This window comes from Pseudomonas sp. Nvir (assembly GCF_963778085.1).
Classification (GTDB): Bacteria; Pseudomonadota; Gammaproteobacteria; order Pseudomonadales; family Pseudomonadaceae; genus Aquipseudomonas; species Aquipseudomonas juntendi.
The window spans coordinates 2,838,336-2,855,438 of the sequence record NZ_OY970405.1; the positions used below are offsets into that span (position 1 = coordinate 2,838,336).

Annotated in this window: 19 protein-coding genes and 1 pseudogene; 10 read left to right on the top strand and 10 right to left on the bottom strand. The window is 63.2% G+C overall.

Going from position 1 to position 17,103, the window contains the following annotated elements; all coding sequences use genetic code 11:
• Positions 1 to 25 precede the first annotated feature (25 nt).
• From AACG97_RS13680 to AACG97_RS13700, 5 genes are all read right to left on the bottom strand, one after another.
• Complete coding sequence (locus AACG97_RS13680; protein WP_125855180.1) at positions 26 to 433, bottom strand: DUF2946 family protein; 408 nt, start codon at positions 431 to 433, stop codon at positions 26 to 28.
• A gap of 69 nt (positions 434 to 502) precedes the next feature.
• A protein-coding gene (locus tag AACG97_RS13685) for an IS3 family transposase (protein ID WP_125855774.1) occupies positions 503 to 1,722 on the bottom strand; the annotation gives its coding sequence in 2 pieces (ribosomal slippage) (positions 503 to 1,374 and positions 1,374 to 1,722; 1,221 coding nt in all).
• Between the two features lie 138 nt (positions 1,723 to 1,860).
• Positions 1,861 to 2,001 (bottom strand): DUF2474 domain-containing protein, encoded by a 141-nt coding sequence (locus AACG97_RS13690; protein WP_009686860.1) that lies wholly within the window; start codon positions 1,999 to 2,001, stop codon positions 1,861 to 1,863.
• A 12-nt stretch (positions 2,002 to 2,013) separates the two neighbouring features.
• Entirely contained in the window at positions 2,014 to 3,021 is a 1,008-nt protein-coding gene (gene cydB, locus AACG97_RS13695; protein WP_115294114.1) for a cytochrome d ubiquinol oxidase subunit II, read from the bottom strand.
• A 1-nt stretch (position 3,022) separates the two neighbouring features.
• Positions 3,023 to 4,438 (bottom strand): cytochrome ubiquinol oxidase subunit I, encoded by a 1,416-nt coding sequence (locus AACG97_RS13700; RefSeq protein ID WP_115294115.1) that lies wholly within the window; start codon positions 4,436 to 4,438, stop codon positions 3,023 to 3,025.
• 289 nt (positions 4,439 to 4,727) lie between these two features.
• Here AACG97_RS13700 and AACG97_RS13705 point away from each other — a divergent pair, with 289 nt between their 5' ends.
• The 4 genes and pseudogenes from AACG97_RS13705 to AACG97_RS13720 all read left to right on the top strand — a co-directional run.
• On the top strand, positions 4,728 to 5,105 hold the full coding sequence (locus AACG97_RS13705; protein ID WP_009686857.1) for a DUF2946 family protein: 378 nt from the start codon (positions 4,728 to 4,730) through the stop codon (positions 5,103 to 5,105).
• Positions 5,106 to 5,270: 165 nt separating this feature from the next.
• Positions 5,271 to 5,660 (top strand): DUF2946 family protein, encoded by a 390-nt coding sequence (locus tag AACG97_RS13710; protein ID WP_009686856.1) that lies wholly within the window; start codon positions 5,271 to 5,273, stop codon positions 5,658 to 5,660.
• A gap of 77 nt (positions 5,661 to 5,737) precedes the next feature.
• On the top strand, positions 5,738 to 6,313 hold the full coding sequence (locus AACG97_RS13715) for a putative natural product biosynthesis protein (RefSeq protein ID WP_009686855.1): 576 nt from the start codon (positions 5,738 to 5,740) through the stop codon (positions 6,311 to 6,313).
• Positions 6,314 to 6,385: 72 nt separating this feature from the next.
• Positions 6,386 to 6,685: pseudogene (locus AACG97_RS13720) on the top strand (LysR family transcriptional regulator); the annotation flags it as partial.
• A 23-nt stretch (positions 6,686 to 6,708) separates the two neighbouring features.
• Here AACG97_RS13720 and AACG97_RS13725 read toward each other — a convergent pair.
• Complete coding sequence (locus tag AACG97_RS13725) at positions 6,709 to 7,194, bottom strand: copper chaperone PCu(A)C (RefSeq protein WP_115295292.1); 486 nt, start codon at positions 7,192 to 7,194, stop codon at positions 6,709 to 6,711.
• Between the two features lie 335 nt (positions 7,195 to 7,529).
• On the opposite strand from AACG97_RS13725, the gene cydB (AACG97_RS13730) reads away from it, so the two are divergent.
• The gene (gene cydB / locus AACG97_RS13730) at positions 7,530 to 8,624 is read left to right on the top strand and encodes a cytochrome d ubiquinol oxidase subunit II (protein WP_009686852.1); all 1,095 of its coding nucleotides are present in this window, start codon (positions 7,530 to 7,532) and stop codon (positions 8,622 to 8,624) included.
• Here cydB (AACG97_RS13730) and AACG97_RS13735 read toward each other — a convergent pair.
• Positions 8,611 to 10,020 (bottom strand): di-heme oxidoreductase family protein, encoded by a 1,410-nt coding sequence (locus AACG97_RS13735; protein WP_125855181.1) that lies wholly within the window; start codon positions 10,018 to 10,020, stop codon positions 8,611 to 8,613. The genes cydB (AACG97_RS13730) and AACG97_RS13735 overlap by 14 nt on opposite strands.
• A gap of 203 nt (positions 10,021 to 10,223) precedes the next feature.
• On the opposite strand from AACG97_RS13735, the gene AACG97_RS13740 reads away from it, so the two are divergent.
• Positions 10,224 to 10,670, top strand: coding sequence for a four-helix bundle copper-binding protein (locus tag AACG97_RS13740; protein WP_009686850.1), 447 nt, complete (start codon positions 10,224 to 10,226; stop codon positions 10,668 to 10,670).
• Positions 10,671 to 10,746: 76 nt separating this feature from the next.
• Here the strand turns inward: AACG97_RS13740 and AACG97_RS13745 are convergent, their stop codons facing one another.
• The 3 genes from AACG97_RS13745 to AACG97_RS13755 form a co-directional block, all read right to left on the bottom strand.
• On the bottom strand, positions 10,747 to 11,178 hold the full coding sequence (locus AACG97_RS13745; protein ID WP_115294118.1) for a copper uptake system-associated protein: 432 nt from the start codon (positions 11,176 to 11,178) through the stop codon (positions 10,747 to 10,749).
• 54 nt (positions 11,179 to 11,232) lie between these two features.
• Positions 11,233 to 13,149, bottom strand: a complete 1,917-nt coding sequence (locus tag AACG97_RS13750; RefSeq protein WP_197885104.1) for a TonB-dependent receptor — start codon at positions 13,147 to 13,149, stop codon at positions 11,233 to 11,235.
• 108 nt (positions 13,150 to 13,257) lie between these two features.
• Positions 13,258 to 13,638: a DUF2946 family protein gene (locus AACG97_RS13755; protein ID WP_009686848.1), complete on the bottom strand. Its 381-nt coding sequence runs from the start codon at positions 13,636 to 13,638 to the stop codon at positions 13,258 to 13,260.
• Positions 13,639 to 13,872: 234 nt separating this feature from the next.
• Between AACG97_RS13755 and AACG97_RS13760 the strand changes: the two genes are divergently transcribed.
• The 4 genes from AACG97_RS13760 (at position 13,873) to AACG97_RS13775 (ending at position 17,095) form a co-directional block, all read left to right on the top strand.
• The gene (locus tag AACG97_RS13760) at positions 13,873 to 14,253 is read left to right on the top strand and encodes a DUF2946 domain-containing protein (protein ID WP_009686847.1); all 381 of its coding nucleotides are present in this window, start codon (positions 13,873 to 13,875) and stop codon (positions 14,251 to 14,253) included.
• A gap of 200 nt (positions 14,254 to 14,453) precedes the next feature.
• A complete protein-coding gene (locus tag AACG97_RS13765; protein ID WP_181880561.1) occupies positions 14,454 to 15,383 on the top strand; it encodes a helix-turn-helix transcriptional regulator in 930 nt (309 codons plus the stop codon).
• 106 nt (positions 15,384 to 15,489) lie between these two features.
• Positions 15,490 to 16,653, top strand: a complete 1,164-nt coding sequence (gene moeB / locus AACG97_RS13770) for a molybdopterin-synthase adenylyltransferase MoeB (protein WP_197885105.1) — start codon at positions 15,490 to 15,492, stop codon at positions 16,651 to 16,653.
• Positions 16,654 to 16,669: 16 nt separating this feature from the next.
• Complete coding sequence (locus tag AACG97_RS13775; RefSeq protein WP_197885102.1) at positions 16,670 to 17,095, top strand: Mov34/MPN/PAD-1 family protein; 426 nt, start codon at positions 16,670 to 16,672, stop codon at positions 17,093 to 17,095.
• Positions 17,096 to 17,103: the final 8 nt, after the last annotated feature.

The window sequence follows — 17,103 nt, forward strand, 5'->3', positions numbered from 1 at the left end:
GCAGCCGTTGGCAATCAGCGACGGGTCAGGCCAGGGGAGAGGCGCGGGGGTTCAGCTTTGGCCACTGCTCGCGTGGCAGTGGCAACCTGTGGCTGTCACCGAGCAGGAGTGCATCGGGCCAGAAGCGGGGGAACAGGTGACGATAATAGTCGCTGGCCAGCAAGGCATGCCCGGCGTGTCCGCAACAGCAGTCGCCCGCCTGGTTTTTCGTTGCCGGCTGCTCGTCAAGTTGCGGCAACTCGGCCTTGAGTTGGGCCAGCAGTGACTTGGGCAGGCTCTGCGCACCGTGCAGGCTGCAGAAGCTACCGAGGATCAGTGACTGGCTATCGATGCGGGGTGTTTGCAAGGCACGGTCGAGCGGCATCGCCAGCAGGTTGAACAGCACGGCGAAGCAGGCCAGCAGATAGAAGTGTGCGCGAGCACGTGCAGCCATGAAACCCCCGAACGAATGAGTGTCTAGTCCTGAAATAGGTTTACACCTGTTCAGGTTGGCCGATAGGCCTCAAAACGCCCGATGCACCGCATCGGGCGTTTTGTTTTTCAGAGCCATATGAGGCCGCTCTGCGTTGTAGATCTGCACCGCCTCATCGACCATCTGCCTTGCTTGCTCCAGGTCTTCAGGACTGCTCAACAGCAGCTCCGTCTTGAGGATTCCGTTGATTCGCTCGGCCAGTGCGTTCTGATAGCAGTCATATCCATCTGTCATCGAGCACTGAACCCCATGCCGCTGATGAAGTGACTGGTATAGCTCCGAGCAATATTGGATGCCTCGATCCGAATGGTGGACTAATGGCTGGCGACGACGTCGCTTTCGTAGTGCTTGCTTGAAGGCTTGCGCTACTGACTCGGCATGCAGGCTTTCATGGACGTGGTGGCCAACAATTTTCCTGGAGTACGCGTCCGTTACCAGGCTCAGGTACAGCGGGCCGTTGCGTGCGGGCAGGTAAGTAATGTCGGCAACCCAGACGTGCTCCGGTCTTATCGGAACGACTTGGCTTGGGCCGGGCTTGAGTAAGTTGGGGTGGCGATAGAAGCGATGAAAGCTCTGTGTTGTCTTGTGATAGGCCCGCTTAGGCAGCACTAGCAAACGGCGCTCTCCCAAGACCTGGAACAGCCTGTCTCGGCCGATTTGGAATCGTTTGTCAGGTTGGCAACGCAGCAGATAGTGCAGTTTGCGGGTGCCCAGACGAGGCTGGCGCATCCGGACTTGCTGAACAAACTCAACCACCCGATCTGCCTGGTGCTCTTTGCCATCAGCAGCTCGGTTGCGTTTGTAGTAAGCCTGTCGACTGATGCTTAGAAACTGACAAGCCCTGGCAATGCTCAGTCCTGCGACTTGACCTTGCGAGAGGACTTGCCGGATCGCTTTTTTACGACCGAGACACCATAGTCATTTTTCAGAACATCAACGACCGTTTCAAAGAACTGAGCCTTCTGGCTCATCAGCTCAAGCTGCTGCTCAAGCTCTTTGATCCGCTGCTCTGGAGTCAGCGTTTTGGGGTCAGACATCGCGCAGCTCCTCTCGTCGCGGATCGAAGCCCCCTGGCTCCAATCCTGCCGACCGTGCTTACGCAACCATACCAGAACCGTCGACCGACCCTGGATGCCATACCGCACCTGGGCCTGTTTGTAGGTCAGTTCGCCTTTTTCGATCTGATCAACCACCGCCAATTTAAAAGACAGTGAGTAATCACGCTGTGTGCGCTTTACACCTTGCTCCATCTGACTCTCCGGAAATTCGGGATGGAAGGTGTAAACCTTATTCAGGACGGGACAGAGGCGTGCATTAAGCCGCATCCGTTGCGGGCTGTAAAAGTTCATGGGTGCGCCCTTTTGTCGCAGCTGCGCCCGTCAGGGGGCTCAATGAGTGCGCATGCCGGCAGCCAGCATGAACAATCGGATCAGCCAGGCGAACAGGCCCAAAGCCGCGACACTGCCTGCCCAGATCAGCAGCAGCCAGGTAAGTCGGCGCCACATCGGTTGCTTCACACTGGGTGTCATCACGTTGTGCTCCTAGTGATAGCCGTCTTCATGAGTCACCTTGCCGCGGAACACGTAATAGCTCCAGAACGTGTAGCCGAGGATGATAGGCAGGATGAACAGTGTGCCCACCAGCATGAAGCCTTGGCTCTGGGGCGGCGCTGCGGCTTCCCAGATGCTGATCGACGGCGGGATGATGTTTGGCCACAGGCTGATGCCCAGGCCGCTGTAGCCCAGGAAGATCAGTGCCAGGGTCAGCAAGAACGGCGTGTAGTGCGCGTTGCGCGCCACGGCACGTAGCAGCCCGTAGAACGTTACCAACACCAAGATCGGCACCGGCATGAACCAGAGCAGGTTGGGCATGCTGAACCAGCGGGCAGCGATTTGTGGGTAGGCCAGCGGTGTCCACAGGCTGACCACGGCGATCACTACCAGCAGTACCAGCGCCAGAGGCCTGGCAACGTCGTGCATGCGCTGCTGCAGCGCCCCTTCGGTCTTCATCACCAGCCAGGTGCAACCGAGCAGGGTGTAGGCGACTACCAGGCCTAGTCCGCAGAACAGGCTGAATGGCGTGAGCCAGTCGAGCGCGCCTCCAGCGTATTTGCGCTCGACCACCTTGATGCCTTCGATAAAGGCGCCCAGGGCAACCCCCTGGGAAAAGGTCGCGACCAGCGAGCCCCAGATGAAGGCCTTGTCCCAGAGGTGGCGCTTAGCGGGTTTGGCCTTGAAACGGAACTCGAAGGCCACGCCCCGGAAGATCAGGCCGATCAGCATCAGGATCAGCGGCAGGTAAAGCGCCTCCAGCACCACCGCGTAGGCCAGCGGAAAAGCGCCGAACAGCGCTGCACCGCCGAGGATCAGCCAGGTTTCGTTGCCGTCCCATACCGGGGCGACGGTGTTCATCATCACATCCCGGTCACGCGCGTCCTTGACGAAGGGGAAGAGCATGCCGATCCCCAGGTCGAATCCATCCATCACCACATACATCATCACGCCGAAGATGATGATCACCGCCCAGATCAGTGGAAGGTCGATGCCCATTTTAGTTCACCTCTGCCTGGTAATCGTCGGCGGCGGACAGCGGCCGTGCCGGAGTATGTTGCTGGCCTGGACCGCCTGGGGTGTGTTGGTCGCCCTCGCCAGGTTTTGGTCCTTTGCGCACGAGGCGCATCATGTAGCCGAGACCGGTGCCGAACAGGGCGAAGTACACCACCACGAACGCGACCAAGGTAATGCTGAGCTGGGTGGCGTCATGGTTCGACACACCATCGGCAGTGCGCTGCAAGCCGTACACCACCCACGGCTGGCGGCCGATTTCGGTAGTGAACCAGCCGGCGAGAATGGCGATCAGTCCCGACGGCCCCATCCACAATGTCAGGTACAGGAACGGGCGCGATGTGTAGAGCGTGCCGCGCTTGCGCAGCCACAGGCTCCACAGGCCGACGAGGATCATCAGCAAGCCGAGGCCGACCATGACCCGGAACGACCAGAACACAATGGTCGAGTTGGGCCGATCCTCAGGTGGGAACTCCTTCATCGCCGGTACCTGCTTGTCCAAACTGTGGGTCAGGATCAGGCTGCCGAGGGCGGGGATCTCGATCTTGAAGCGGGTGGTTTCGGCCTTCATGTCGGGGATTCCGAACAGGATCAGCGGGGTCGGTTCACCCGGTTTGTTCTCCCAGTGGCCTTCGATCGCCGCAATTTTCACCGGTTGGTGCTTGAGGGTGTTAAGCCCATGGAAGTCGCCGATGACCGCCTGCACCGGCGCTACGATCAGGGCCATCCACATGGCCATCGACAGCATCTTGCGGATAGCTGGGTTGTCACGCCCGCGCAGCAGGTGCCAGGCCGCCGAAGCGCCGACGAAGAATGCCGTGGCAACGAATGCGGCAGTGGCCATGTGCATCAGCCGGTAGGGGAATGAGGGGTTGAAGATGACTGCCAGCCAGTCCACCGGAATCACCCGGCCATCGACAATTTCATAGCCTTGGGGTGTCTGCATCCAGCTGTTGGAGGCGAGAATCCAGAAGGTCGAGACCAGCGTGCCGAGCGCGACCATCACCGTGGAGAAGAAGTGCAGGCCACGGCCGACGCGGTTCCAGCCAAACAGCATAACCCCCAGGAAGCCTGCCTCCAGGAAGAACGCGGTGAGCACTTCATAGGTCAGCAACGGGCCAGTAACGGCACCGGCAAAATCGGAGAACCTGCTCCAGTTGGTGCCGAACTGGTACGCCATGACCAGGCCGGACACCACGCCCATGCCGAAATTGACGGCGAAGATTTTCGACCAGAAATGGTAGAGGTCGCGGTAGACCTGCTGGTCCGTTCGCAGCCACAGGCCTTCGAGCACGGCCAGGTAACTGGCAAGGCCGATGGTGATGGCGGGGAACAGGATATGGAAGGAAACGGTGAAGGCGAACTGGATTCGAGCCAGGTCTAGCGCCTCGAGCACGCTCATGATGAAGGAGCCTCACAGGGTGGCGCACCTTGGCGCCGTTTTCGGGAAGCAGAGCCCGGGTCCTGGCCGGCTCAGCGTTGCTGTCTGGGAAAAATTGCACTGGCCATTGCGATGGCGGCGCCACTTTAAGGACGGTGGCGGGTGCGACCAACTGCGACAATCTGTCCCTGAGGGGCACCCGCGCGGGTGAATCGAGGCCAGTTAAGTGGGGTGTGACGGCTTGTCGCAGAGAGGACAGGCCGAGGTTGGTGCTTCTGCGGGGCCGGTTTCGATGCTAAAGTTGCCGCCCATGAACTGCCTGCCTTCACACCGTCCCCTCATTGCCTGGGCACTGTACTTCTGTGTCCTGTTCAATGTACTTGGCTGTGGCCTTGCCCACGGGCAGGCATTGGGATTGGCGCTGAATGGATTCGGCGGTGCGTTCTGCAGCCTCGGGGGCGATACGGGCCTGCTGAAAGCCAAGCAGGACAACGCCTTGGCGGGCGACCTGAGCATCCCCTTCAGTTGCCCGATCGGGGCGGCGGCCTTTCTAACGCTGGTTTTCCTGATTGCCGTCGCCTGGCTGCTGGCCAGCCGTGAGCGCCGGCCATTACCGCGCGAAATCCGCAGCCAGGCGCCGCCGCGTTATTGCTGGCCCTCGTCCAACCCTCGCGCTTCACCTCTCTGACGCTACCGGCGCCTTGGCGCCCTGGCGGGCCTCTGCCTGCCCTAAGCACACCGGACCGGCAGTGCATGCCTTGCATGTAACTCCTGGCTGGTTTGACCGTCGTTGGAGAGAGCCCCTCATGACCTGTCGAATCTCCACGCCCGCGCTACCTGGCGAGGCGTGAACATGCGCCGTTGCGGCCTGCGCGCACGTACCTGGGACAACCTCTGGGTCGCCGCGCTGCTAGCGATGCTGCTCAAGGTGCTGGCATTGCCGATGGCCAGCACCCTGGGCGACCTGAGCCTGCAGCAATTGCTGGCGGGCAGCTACTGCTCGTCGGGCGGCGTACAGCCGGCGATTCCGGACAAGGATGGCAACCTAAGCCCGAAAACGGCCGACCCCGGACATTGCTGCTGCGCCCAGGGCGGCCCGGCACCCACGCCTGCTGCATTGGTCCTTGCAGGCTTTGTCTTGCCTGCGCTGCCTGTCGACCGCCAACCGGCTGTTGCGCTGCGTTCGCCCCGGCACCGCTGGCCTTCGATCAACCCCCGTGCCTCCCCGACGGCGATCGCCTGACCTGTAAGGACCCAGGCCGCACCCGCGCAAGGCGGGGTGTCGGCCTGCCGATGGCTAGCCGTACCCAGGAGCACACGATGTCTCGTACCCTGACCGCTTCAGCGTTGCTGGAGCCTTCCACTCGTCCGTCGCGCAGCGGCGACTTTCTGTTGCCGTTTCCCGACTACCCCTGCAATGCCCGCAGCTTCGTCAACCTCGATGCACGCCTGCTGCCTTACTGGCACACGCTGTTCGATGTCTGCCCAGGGCTGCTCAAGCTTGATCCGCCAGAAGGCCTGGAGTTGTTCCGACGATTCATGACCTGGGCATACCGGCACCATCCGGCGCTGGACTGGACCTACTACATCAGCGTTTGCCGTTGGTTACTGAACTCTCCTTACCAGGCACGGGTGACGGAGGAGCATATCGAAGCCTTCATGGTGGCTGCAGCGGCGCTGTGGGTGGCAACTGACGTGTCTCAGGCCCGTGGCCTGGTGCTGGCCTGGCAACCGATGGGCGAACGGGTGGTGGAGTGGAAAACCGGCGTGCGCCCGGCGCTGCCAGCGCCCCAGGCCGATGAAGACTTGCCGCCACCCCCGTGGGAATTTTCCTGGAGCCCGTTGAGCGCCAAGGGCGCGAGCAGCTTCCGGCGTTGGTTGCCGGTGCCCGGCTAAGCCAGGCCAGGACCTGGGCGGCAATACGCCGCCCGTTTCCCACTTCACTGAATACCTAGCGAGATACTGACGATGGACGTACTCCAAGCCATGCGCGCGTTCAGTTGCGTGGTTCAGGCCGGCAGCCTGACCGGCGCGGCCGAATGCCTGGACACCACGACTGCCAGCGTTTCCCGGATGCTCTCCAACCTGGAAGCGCACTTGCATATTCGTTTGCTCAACCGCACCACCCGCCGCATCGCCCTGACCGAAGCCGGCAATCGTTACCTGAAACGCTGCCGTGTGATCCTCGAACTGGTGGATACGGCGGAGCGCGAGATACACCGCACGCTGGATTTGCCCGCCAACGGGCTGTCTCGCACGGGAGCAGGCTCAGCACTGCAAATGGGTGCTTGCTAGTCCGGCAAGTCGTCGCCGCTGGCCAGCGAACGTACCGGTGCATCGACCTTGACCGAGGTTTCGTTGCCGTTTTCATCGACAACGGTCAGGGTCAGCGGCACCGTGGCGCCTTCCTTGATCTGCTCTTTGGGGTTGATCAGCATGATGTGGTAGCCGTGGGTGTCGAGTATCACTGGCTGGCCGGCGGGCAACTCAAGGCTCGCCAATGGCTTCATGGTCATGACACCGTCCTTCATGGACATCTCGTGCAGTTCCGTCTTGGCGGCCACGGGAGAGTTGACCCGAACGAGTTTGACGTCCTCGTTGGCGGTAAGGCGCATGAAAGCACCCGTAGCAGGCTGGTTGGGCACCGTGGCCCTGACCCAGGGGTCTTCAACCTTGACTTCGACCTGGGCCAGGGCGGTGCTGGCGAAGCTCGTCAATAACACGCCCAACAGCAATCCATTGGCTTTGCGCAAGCCTTTGAACATGAAAGGTTTCATTGGCAGCTCCTTGTTTGATTGGTCGCGGCAGCCTTCGTTGTCGAGGCTGCCTGGCCATTTAGCATAGTCGCTGCTGTATCGGGCGGCGGCCGGGGCAATGCCGGTACGCTGCGGTGCGACAGGCTGCCGCAGTTTTCCCTGCGCCACTGCTGGGCGCCCGTGGAGCCAATGCTTACCACTCACTGCGACGGGCTGTCGCAGTGGGGAGCGCCGCAGGCAACGCCTAGCATGGGCAGAGCCTGCTTTGCCGTTGTCCCATCCACGCTGCACGGCAGGCAACCCACAGCGGCCCTTCTTCGGATGAGTTGCTTTTTTTTCAGGCTGGGAGAGCCGTCATGGACCACGAACTGCTGAAAATCGTCTGGTGGTTATTGATTGGCGTGATGCTGATCGGTTTTGTGCTGGGCGAAAGTCTGGACATGGGCGCACGGGTGCTGGTGCCGTGGCTATCGGGGCAAGGTGCCGAACCGCTGCAGTCGTCTGCGGCCGCGCCTCAGCCTATCAACCTGCTGTGGTTGCTGGCCCTGGGATCCACGCTTGCGCTGGTCTGGCCATCGCTCGGTGGCCTGGCCTGCCTGATGACAGGCTTGGTGAGCCTGCTGATACTGCTGCGCCGATCTGCCTGGCAAGCCGCCCGACCGCGCCAAACCTGCAGAGTGCTGGCAATCGGCCTGCTGCCGGCAGCTCTGTTGGGGGGCATGCTGGGCAACTTGCTCCTTGGGTTGCCATTCAGTCGCTGTGGTCAGGCGGGTATGCAGTTTCACGGCTCTTTGGCCGGTCTCTTCAGTCCGTTCGCCTTGCTTTCAGGTGTCGTGAGCCTGGCGATGGTCTGCCAGTGTGGCGCTACCTGGGTGATGCAGCGTGGTGGCCACTCCCTGTATCAGCCAGCAAGCCGGGTTGCAGGCGTTGCGGGCGTGATGTTCCTGGCCAGTTTCATCGTGGCTGCGATAGGGCTGGCAGCGAACGCGCGCGGTTACAGCTTGTGGGCCGTGGAGCGTCCGGCCACCTTGTGCGGGCCTGGCGCGTTCGTGGTGCTGGCCAACAATCCAGGTTGGCTGGCCAATTTTCAGGCCTGGCCTGCAGCCGGCCTGGCACCAGTGCTGGCCTTGTCTGGCACGCTCATGAGCCTGTTCGCCTGCACCCATGCCCGGCCTCGCATGGCGCTGTTGGGCAGTGGCCTGACAGTAGGTGCAACGCTGTGCAGCGTAGGGCTGGCGTTGTTCCCCTTCATCTTGCCTTCCAGCGTGCAACCGTCTGCCAGCATGACCCTATGGAGCGCGGCCAGTGACGACAGAACCTTGGGTACACTGCTGATTCTCGCCAGTGTACTGCTCCCGATGTTGCTGGCGTATACCCTGGCTGCCAGCCTCAAGGGCTCGCACCTGCTGATCGAGTCCCGGCCGCTTGGTCTTGGCTTCAAAGCGAGTTGAGAAACGACAGCAGCGCCATGCGCCTGCCTTGATCCATGGCAATCACGGCATCGCGTGAGTCACGTGCTTCACCGTCATGCCACAAAATGGCCTCCAGCACATCCCGAGCCCGGCCATCGTGCAGGAACTGGGTATGCCCGCTGACCCTAGCTGTCAGCCCCAGCCCCCAAAGTGGCGGCGTACGCCATTGGCGGCCGTTGGCGCGAAATTCCTCACGGTGGTCGGCCAGCCCTTCGCCCATGTCGTGCAGCAACAGGTCGGTGTACGGAAAGATGTGTTGCTGACTCAACTCTGGCAAAGCGTGCTCACCCGTGACGTAGGAGGGCCGATGGCAGGCAGCACAGCCTGCCGCATGGAACACGGCTTTGCCCTCCAGCACCCGCGGTGTGTCGCTATCACGGCGGGCCGGTACACCCAGGGTACGGGTATAGAACAGTACCTGTTCACGAACCCTGTCGCTGACCTCCGGCGCGCCGCCCTGGGGGGGCTTGCGGCAGGCTGACTGCCGTTCGGTGCAGTCATCGCTCGGCAGCAGGCTGCTGGTCAGGCCCATATCACCGGCGAAGGCGTGGGCGTTTTGCTGATCGAGCGTAGGCTGACCGGCTTTCCAGCCGAAGCGCCCCATGCGGGTCTGCTGGCGCAGTTCGTCCCACACCTGGTTGAGCTGCCCATGCACCAGGCCACCTTCGCGAGCCTGGCGGGCTGCGTTCTGCTCCAGGTCGCTGTCGCGTATCGCTTCGAGCAAGCCCAGGCCGATCATGGGTGGCGCCACCCGTAACGACATCTGCGTCTGTGGGTGCAATGGGCCGTAACCCAACTGGCCAATGGTGAACACTGGCTGACGCAAGGTGATTTGCTCGCCGTCGGCAAGGGTGACGACCCGAGCCTGGTAATGCAGTTTCACCCGGCCCTCGGGAGCATGGCCGTCGATGGCAGCATCCTGCAACTGGCCACCGTAGGTCGGCTCGGGAATGATGCCAAGGCGCTCGATCAGCGCTGCCTGATCGGGAGGCGCCGGTATGGACAGGCGCACCAGCGAAGACAGGGCTGGCGCATCGCTGCCTTCGGCCGGCGGGAAACCACGGCCATCCTTGATATGGCAGCTTTGGCAGGAGTCGGTGTTGAACAAAGGCCCCAATCCGATCCGACCACCTTGCTTGCCGTCGGCGCGGGCTGCATGCCAGTTGCCACGGAAGAAAGCATTACCGACAAAGAAGTCCATGCGCCTGGACGGACTGAGGTTCGCCGCGGGCATCGAGAAGGCATCCTTGTCGAACCGTTGGACGGTGGTGGCGCCTCCGGCGAGGTGCTCGCCAGGTTCCGGTCGGGCGTTCGGGTCGCCACAGCCAGCCAGCAAGCCGGCCAGTGTTGCCGTGAGCAGGTAGAGGTTGCGCATGTGTCTACTCGCGATGATGCAGGATTGAGTGCGATGGCTGCGCACTGGAAGACGGTGCGGCAGACTAGCAAGAGGGGCTTGGTTTGCCTGGTGCGACAACCTGCCGCGGGCCTGCGCGACCTTGTCGAATGAGCCTGGTTGCCTGTAGGGTGTGGCACAGTGCCGCAGTGAGGGTACGGTGCATGTCCAACAAGGAGTGAGCAATGCAGCGACGTGAAATACTCAAGACCGTTGCCGGCGCGGTGGCGGTGGCCATGGTGGCGCCGGCGTTGGCCGCGACTGAAGGCCACGAACACCACCATGATCATGGCGGCGGCAAGCCGTTTGCAGGCGTGATCGACACTAGCAGTGATTGCCTGAAAACCGGGGAGGCCTGCCTGGCGCATTGCCTGGTGCTGTTGGGGCAGGGTGACAAGGAAATGGCGGGCTGTGCCCAGTCAGTCAATGAGCTGCTGGCGACCTGTACAGCCTTGATGAAGCTGGCCGTGCAAGGTTCCAGCTTCACACCCGCCATGGCCAGGATGGCGGCCGATGTGTGTGCCAGTTGTGAAAACGAATGCCGCAAGCACGCAGACCAGCACGCTGAATGCAAGGCATGCGCAGATGCCTGTGCCGATTGCTTGAAGGCCTGCAAGGCAATCACTGCCTGACCATTGCCTGGAGCATTTCCTCGAAAGGGTGCCGCTGTGACACACAAGCCGGGCTTGAAAAGCCCCGGCCTGTTCATTAGTGATTTCCGTGGGCAGCGTCCTTGTCGACCTTGACCACGCCCTGGAACAGCGCGAATTGCTTGACCCGCTCGGTTGGCTGTTCACTTTCGGCCTGGCGCACGGCCTGGCTCAGCCGGTCCGCGTCCTGATCGCCGAGCCCCGCGCTGCGCAGGGTAGCTGGGTCGAGCAACGAATCGCCGGCGCACAACACCACCCGCCAGCCATGAGGTCCCTTTCGAAGCAGCGCGCGGCCGCCGCGCTGGCCCTGCAGCCAGCCGGCCACCGCATGGTCGCCTTCGACAGTCACCGGGCCGACGTCCAGCGGTGCGTCGGGGCGTTCGAAGTTGTGCCGCATCAGTTGCTGGATGCTCTGTTGCTCGCTGGCGGTGTCGGCCATGGCCAGCAGCGGGCTGCAGGCCAGCAGCAAGGCAAGGATCGGTGCTTTCATCTGCGTTTTCCTTTATGAGGCTGCCGACGACTGTCGGCAGCGACCGGTGAGGGCTCAGAAGCCCATTTTCAAACCCAACTGCGCCGAAGTGCCGGGCATTGGGTAGTTGGTACGGTAGGCGTAGTCACGGTCGAACAGGTTCTCCACGGCGACGAACACTTCGCCGACCTTGCCCAGCGCCGGCACGGCATAGCCCACGCGCATGTTGACCACGGTGAAGCTGTCGACCTTGGAGAAGTTGCTGGCGCCGGCGGTGCGCTCTTCGGCCAGTACGTACATGTCCTTCTGATACTGCGCGTCTGCCGACAGGCGCCAGCGGCCGATCTCGTAGGTGGTGCCCAACGACAGCGACTTCTGCGGCGCATAGGGCAGGGTCTTGAGCGACGGGTCGAGCCAGGTGAAACCGACGAAGCTGCTCCAGTTGCTGGTCCAGCGCTGCTGCCAGGTGGCTTCGGCGCCCTTGATGTCGTAGTCGCCCAGGTTGATGTAGGACGGGCTCGACACGGTCGGCGGGAAGGCGAACAGGTAGCGGTCCTGCAGCTTGTCCTTGAACACCGCCAGGTCGAGGGTGGCGCTGTCGATCGGGTTGAAGCGCACGCCCAGTTCCTGATGGTCGAGCTTTTCGGGCTTGAGGTCTTTCCAGGTTTCGCCCAGCGCCGGGATCAGGCTCGACATCACCGAGGCCTCCAGGCCCGGATAGTTGATGCCGCGCGAGGCATTGGCGCGGAACTCGACATTGTCCGACGACAGTAGCAGCCCGGCGTGGGGCGCGGTGGCGCTGTCGAAGACATTGTGGTCGTAGGTGCGCACGCCCGCCGATGGCGTCAGGGTCCAGCGGTCGTTGAGGGCGAAGGCATGGCTGACGGCGATATGCGGCGAGGTCACGCGCAGGGTGGGGGCGTCGAACTTCGCCTGCGGTGCAGGGGCGATGCGCTTGAAGTGCACTTCGCCCTTGCTTTCGTCGACGTTCAGGCCCAACGCCACTTCGCCGCCTTGCCAAGGGCGCAGTTGCTCTTCCCAGCGAATGCCCTGCAGGGTGAAATCGCTGATGGTGTCGCCGTCCAGGCCGGTCTGGTCAAGGGCGGAACCACGGCCCTCGTTATGGTAGAGCTTGAGGCTGCCATTACCCCAATCATGCTCGTGGGCCACAGATAGCGAGGTCAGGGTGCCACGGGTGTTGAATTCGCCGTTCTTGGTCTCTGGCAGGCCTTTCTGGCCGGGATCGGATGCCTGGTTGTTGGCGTGCAGCACCAGCAAGCCGGTGCTCCAGTTGTCGTTCAGGCGGTAGCCCAGGCGTGCCATACCGTTGTTCAGGCGGCCATCGCCGTCGCTGCGGTCACCGTCCGAGTGGGCGGCGCCCTGTGCCAGCAGGTAGTCGAAGTCGCCTTCGCGGCCAATCAGGCTGGCCTGTTCGGTGGCGGTACGGAAGCTGCCACCGGTCAGTTGCAGTTCGCCGTGGTGGTTGTCGCCTTGTTCCGCCACCTTGGGTGTGAGATCGATGGCGGCGAAGGTGTTGCCGAACTTCTGCGGCTGCGGGCCCTTGTACACGCTGATGCTTTGCATGGCATTGATCGGCAGCAGGTCCAGCAGCGGGTGGCCCCACACCCCCATGTAGAACGGCACACCGTCGATGTAGGTCTTGATCTCGCTGCCCGGGCGGCTAGCACCCATACCGCGGATGTACACGGCGCCACCTTCGGCGCCGCCGAACGAACCGACCGGGTTGAAGCGCGATACGACCACGCCAGGGGTGCGGCGCAGGGCGGAGGACAGGTCAAGGGCGTTGAGGTCGCGAATCTGCTCCTGGCCGACCACGGTGGTCAGGCTGCCGAAGCTGTCAACGTTGTTCTGGTCGATGACCGAAGTGCCGACCACCGTGGTTTCGGGCAGCTCCACGCTGTCGGTCTGGGCCAGTGCGGTACCACTGGAAAAGGCAAGTGCGGCGGCGCAGCAAAGCGTCTTGTTCTTCATGCTCTGGGTGTTCCTGTTGCGATAAGTCGAGGCGGGCCAGCCCCGCGCGCATGGCGGCATCCCCAGGTGCATAGAGCCAAGGGCGTGGGGCGGGTCAGGGACAACGGATCAGGCCAGAGCAGGCGAGGCGCGGGGGTTGGCTGCGGGCCACAGGCGCCGGGGCCAGGCTGCCGGGGCAGCGGGCAGGCGGTCATCGAGCGCAGCGTGTGCGAACGGCAGGTCTGGCAGCAGGGGCGTGAACGCCAGGCCCGCGTGGCTGCACAGTGGACAATCGAGCGTGGTATTGGAGGCCAGGTTCTCGCCTAGCCATTGTTCGAAACCGATGGGGCCAGGCGGCGCACCAGCGTGGCCGCAGAAGGCGCTGCCGGCGCCATTGAGCGCCAAACCGGTGGCCTGACCGTGGCCGATGCCACAGTGCAGCACGGCGAACAGCACGCTGGCGTAGAGTATCCAGGCGAAGGCGTGGCGACGTCCTGCTGCTCGGTGCATATCCTTTGCTCGATGGCCGCTACGGTTGAATGGGCGAAGCGCGAGTCTAGCAACGCTGCTCGATTGCGCAGGGTGCGACAGTCTGCCACGCCCTGCCGAGGTGACTATTGTTTCGTCACCGCCTGGCGATGGGTGTGGCGGATTGTCGCAGAAGAGTCTAGAGAGCCTTGTGCGGATTGCCAGGCCAGAATGGCAGTCGGTATCCGCCCACCTCCAACGCCACGGATCCGGTGCATGAACCACCCCCCGACACGACGCGCTTTCATTGCCTGGGCCTTGTACTTCAGTGTGCTGTTCAACGTGTTCTCCTGTGGCTTGGGCCATGGGCAGATGCTCGGGTTGGCGCTCAACGGCATCGGCGGGCAGTTCTGCTCGCTCGGCAGCGACACCTCGGCGCTGGCCGCCAAGGACCTTTCGGCCTTGCCCGACAGTGGGCTGGCAACGCCGTTCAGCTGCCCGCTCTGCGCGGCGGGCTTCATCCACCTAGTGTTCCTGGTTGCACTGGCCTGGCTGCTGTCGAACATCGACCGGCGCGCTTTCGCCCGCGCGCCCCTCGGGCATGCGCCGCCTCGCTATTGCTGGCCGTCCTCCAATCCTCGCGCCTCTCCCCGCTGAACCTCACTGCGCCGCACGGACCTGTGGCCGTGTGCGCGTCTGCGGCCCATGGCAAAGGGTACAGGGCCGAAGAGGTGGCTTGCGGGCTTAACGCGCAAGCCGTTAGCCAGCGGAGCGGGTGGCGGGCCAGCAAGGTCGCACGTCGCTTCATGGAGGAGTGCCGGCGATGGACGCTACCTTGCAAGTGGCGAATGAAACGCGTGGCATACGCTAGCGTCGAGCTGTGCCGCGTTGCCCCGGATGCCCCGTTGCAGCGCCTGCGCGCCGTGCCGGCGAGCGCGCCACAAACACTGGCCATCGAGGACGACCTGCTGCTGTTGCGCCTCGATGCCAGCCACTCGGGCACCGGCGTGCAGCGCACCTGCGAACTGCTCGGCGGGCCGCTGCTGTGCCTGACGTTCCTGGAGCAGGGCCATGTGCAGTACGCCGACCGCAAAGGCCGCTGTTGGCGTTTCGAGGCGGGGCAGAGCATCACCCAGTTGCTGCACGCGCCACCGCAGGCCAGTCGCTTTCAGTTCGGCAGGGGCGCTTGTGGTCTGCACCTGCTCGTCGGTGAACACACCTTGCGCCGTTACTTGGGTGAGCAGCAGGCCTGGCGCCTGCTGCATTGCCAGGGCGAGGCGCCGCTGCTGCAGCATGCTACCAGCCGTGATGCGTGTAGCCACGTCCAGGCCCTGGCCACGCGCCTGGCGCAGGGGCACTGCGCGCCACTGGACACCCACTTGCATGTGCTGAACCTGTTGAGCCATCCCCTGCGCCAGCTGGCCGTGTCGTCGCAGGCCACGCTGCTGTTGCCTGCTGCTCAGGTCAAGCGCCTGGAGCAAGCCCGGCAACTGTTGCACGACGAACTCGACCAGCCCCTGACCGTTGCGTTGCTGTGTCGCCGTGTCGGCCTCAGTGCGGCGAAGCTCAAGCAGGGCTTTCATGCGCTGTTCGACACCACGCCTTATCGCATGCTGCTGGCACTGCGTATGCAGCGTGCGTACATCTTGCTCCAAGAGGGCTGCCAGGTCGCCCAGGTGGCTTATCGGGTTGGCTACAGCCACCCCAGCAATTTCAGCGCGGCCTTCAGTGGCTATTTCGGCTTTGCGCCCAAGGAGGTCGGCAAGCGCGGCGCCGTGCCGACGTAATCCATACGTATCAGAACGCAATTCATATGAATCCAAGCCGCCAACGGTTGGGCGCGCCAGGTGGGCTGGCGAACAATGGGCAGGCCCTAAGCCAAGGAGCTTCATGATGATACTTCCCGCACTGGTTGATGCCTGCGCCCAACTGAGCAGCGAAGAGATTTCCCGCTACAGCCGCCACCTTTTGATTCCCGACGTCGGGCTCGACGGCCAGCGCCGGCTCAAGAGCAGCAAGGTGCTGGTCATCGGCGCCGGCGGGCTTGGCTCGCCGACTTTGCTGTACCTGGCGGCCGCTGGCGTCGGCACGCTCGGTATCGTCGATTTCGACGTGGTCGAGGCGTCCAACCTCCAACGCCAGGTGATCCACCGCCAGTCCACCCTGGGCCAGGCCAAGAGCGACAGCGCCGCCCAGGCCATCGACGACCTCAACCCCTTCGTCAACGTGCGCCGACACACCCTGCGCCTGGAACCGGAGAATGCCTTGGCGTTGTTCGCCCAGTACGACCTGATCCTCGACGGCACCGATAACTTCGCCACCCGTTATCTGGTCAACGACGCCTGCGTGCTGGCCGGCAAACCCTATGTCTGGGGTTCGATCTTCCGTTTCGAGGGCCAGGTCTCGGTGTTCTGGGAACAGGCGCCGGGCGGCGCGGGCCTCAATTACCGCGACCTTTACCCTGAACCGCCACCACCGGAGTTGGCACCGTCCTGCTCGGAAGGTGGGGTGCTGGGCATCCTCTGCGCGTCGATCGGCTCGATCATGGCCACCGAGGCGATCAAGCTGATCACTGGCATCGGCGACACGCTCCTGGGCCGCCTGATGGTCTATGACGCTCTGGACATGAGTTACCGCCAGATCCGCCTGCGCCGCGCACCGGACCGGCGGGCCATTACCCGACTGGAGGACTACCAGGCCTTCTGCAGCGGTGTATCGCAAGCCCCGGTGACGGTGCCGCAGGTCAGTGCCATGGAACTGAGCCGGCAGATGCGCGAAGACCCTGCCGTGGTCCTGATCGATGTGCGTGAACAGACCGAATGGGACATCGCGCACATCCAGGGCGCACGCCTGATGCCCAAGACCGACCAGTTGGCCGGGCAGCTCAAGGCCCTTTACGCCAGCGATACGCCCCTGGTCGTGCATTGCAAGTCCGGCGCCCGTTCCCGGGCGGTAGTGCTGCAATTGCAGGCACTGGGCTTCACCCAGGTGCAGAACCTGCAAGGCGGCATCCTGGCCTGGATCGATGACGTCGAACCCGATCTGCCACGCTACTGAAAGGAAGGAGCCTCCCATGCTGATCATTTCCAGGGCGTTGCTCGATGCCGCCATGGCCCATGCACAACAGCAACATCCCCTCGAAGCCTGTGGCGTGATGCCCGGCCGGCAAGGCACTGACCGGCCTTCGCGCTGGGTGCCCATGGTCAACCATGCCGGGTCGCAGACCTTCTTCCAGTTCGAGCCACGCGAGCAGTTGCGGGTGTGGCGCGAAATGGACGCGCAGCAAGAAGAGCCGGTGGTGATCTATCACTCACACACGGCCAGCGATGCCTACCCGAGCCGGGCCGACATCGACTTCGCCAACGAGCCGCACGCGCACTACCTGATCCTGTCCACCGCCAGCGGTAGCGAATACCCGGTGCGCAGTTACCGCATCGCCAATGGCCGGGTGATCGAAGAGAGCCTGCGCATCGTCGACAGCGACACCCGCGCGGCCTGAGCCGCGCC

Coding starts and splice junctions, on each gene's coding strand:
- AACG97_RS13680 (WP_125855180.1), bottom strand. CDS start 433: ATGGCTGCACGTGCTCGCGCACACTTCTATCTGCTGGCCTGCTTCGCC.
- AACG97_RS13690 (WP_009686860.1), bottom strand. CDS start 2,001: ATGACACCCAGTGTGAAGCAACCGATGTGGCGCCGACTTACCTGGCTG.
- cydB (WP_115294114.1), bottom strand. CDS start 3,021: ATGGGCATCGACCTTCCACTGATCTGGGCGGTGATCATCATCTTCGGC.
- AACG97_RS13700 (WP_115294115.1), bottom strand. CDS start 4,438: ATGAGCGTGCTCGAGGCGCTAGACCTGGCTCGAATCCAGTTCGCCTTC.
- AACG97_RS13705 (WP_009686857.1), top strand. CDS start 4,728: ATGAACTGCCTGCCTTCACACCGTCCCCTCATTGCCTGGGCACTGTAC.
- AACG97_RS13710 (WP_009686856.1), top strand. CDS start 5,271: ATGCGCCGTTGCGGCCTGCGCGCACGTACCTGGGACAACCTCTGGGTC.
- AACG97_RS13715 (WP_009686855.1), top strand. CDS start 5,738: ATGTCTCGTACCCTGACCGCTTCAGCGTTGCTGGAGCCTTCCACTCGT.
- AACG97_RS13725 (WP_115295292.1), bottom strand. CDS start 7,194: ATGAAACCTTTCATGTTCAAAGGCTTGCGCAAAGCCAATGGATTGCTG.
- cydB (WP_009686852.1), top strand. CDS start 7,530: ATGGACCACGAACTGCTGAAAATCGTCTGGTGGTTATTGATTGGCGTG.
- AACG97_RS13735 (WP_125855181.1), bottom strand. CDS start 10,020: ATGCGCAACCTCTACCTGCTCACGGCAACACTGGCCGGCTTGCTGGCT.
- AACG97_RS13740 (WP_009686850.1), top strand. CDS start 10,224: ATGCAGCGACGTGAAATACTCAAGACCGTTGCCGGCGCGGTGGCGGTG.
- AACG97_RS13745 (WP_115294118.1), bottom strand. CDS start 11,178: ATGAAAGCACCGATCCTTGCCTTGCTGCTGGCCTGCAGCCCGCTGCTG.
- AACG97_RS13750 (WP_197885104.1), bottom strand. CDS start 13,149: ATGAAGAACAAGACGCTTTGCTGCGCCGCCGCACTTGCCTTTTCCAGT.
- AACG97_RS13755 (WP_009686848.1), bottom strand. CDS start 13,638: ATGCACCGAGCAGCAGGACGTCGCCACGCCTTCGCCTGGATACTCTAC.
- AACG97_RS13760 (WP_009686847.1), top strand. CDS start 13,873: ATGAACCACCCCCCGACACGACGCGCTTTCATTGCCTGGGCCTTGTAC.
- moeB (WP_197885105.1), top strand. CDS start 15,490: ATGATACTTCCCGCACTGGTTGATGCCTGCGCCCAACTGAGCAGCGAA.
- AACG97_RS13775 (WP_197885102.1), top strand. CDS start 16,670: ATGCTGATCATTTCCAGGGCGTTGCTCGATGCCGCCATGGCCCATGCA.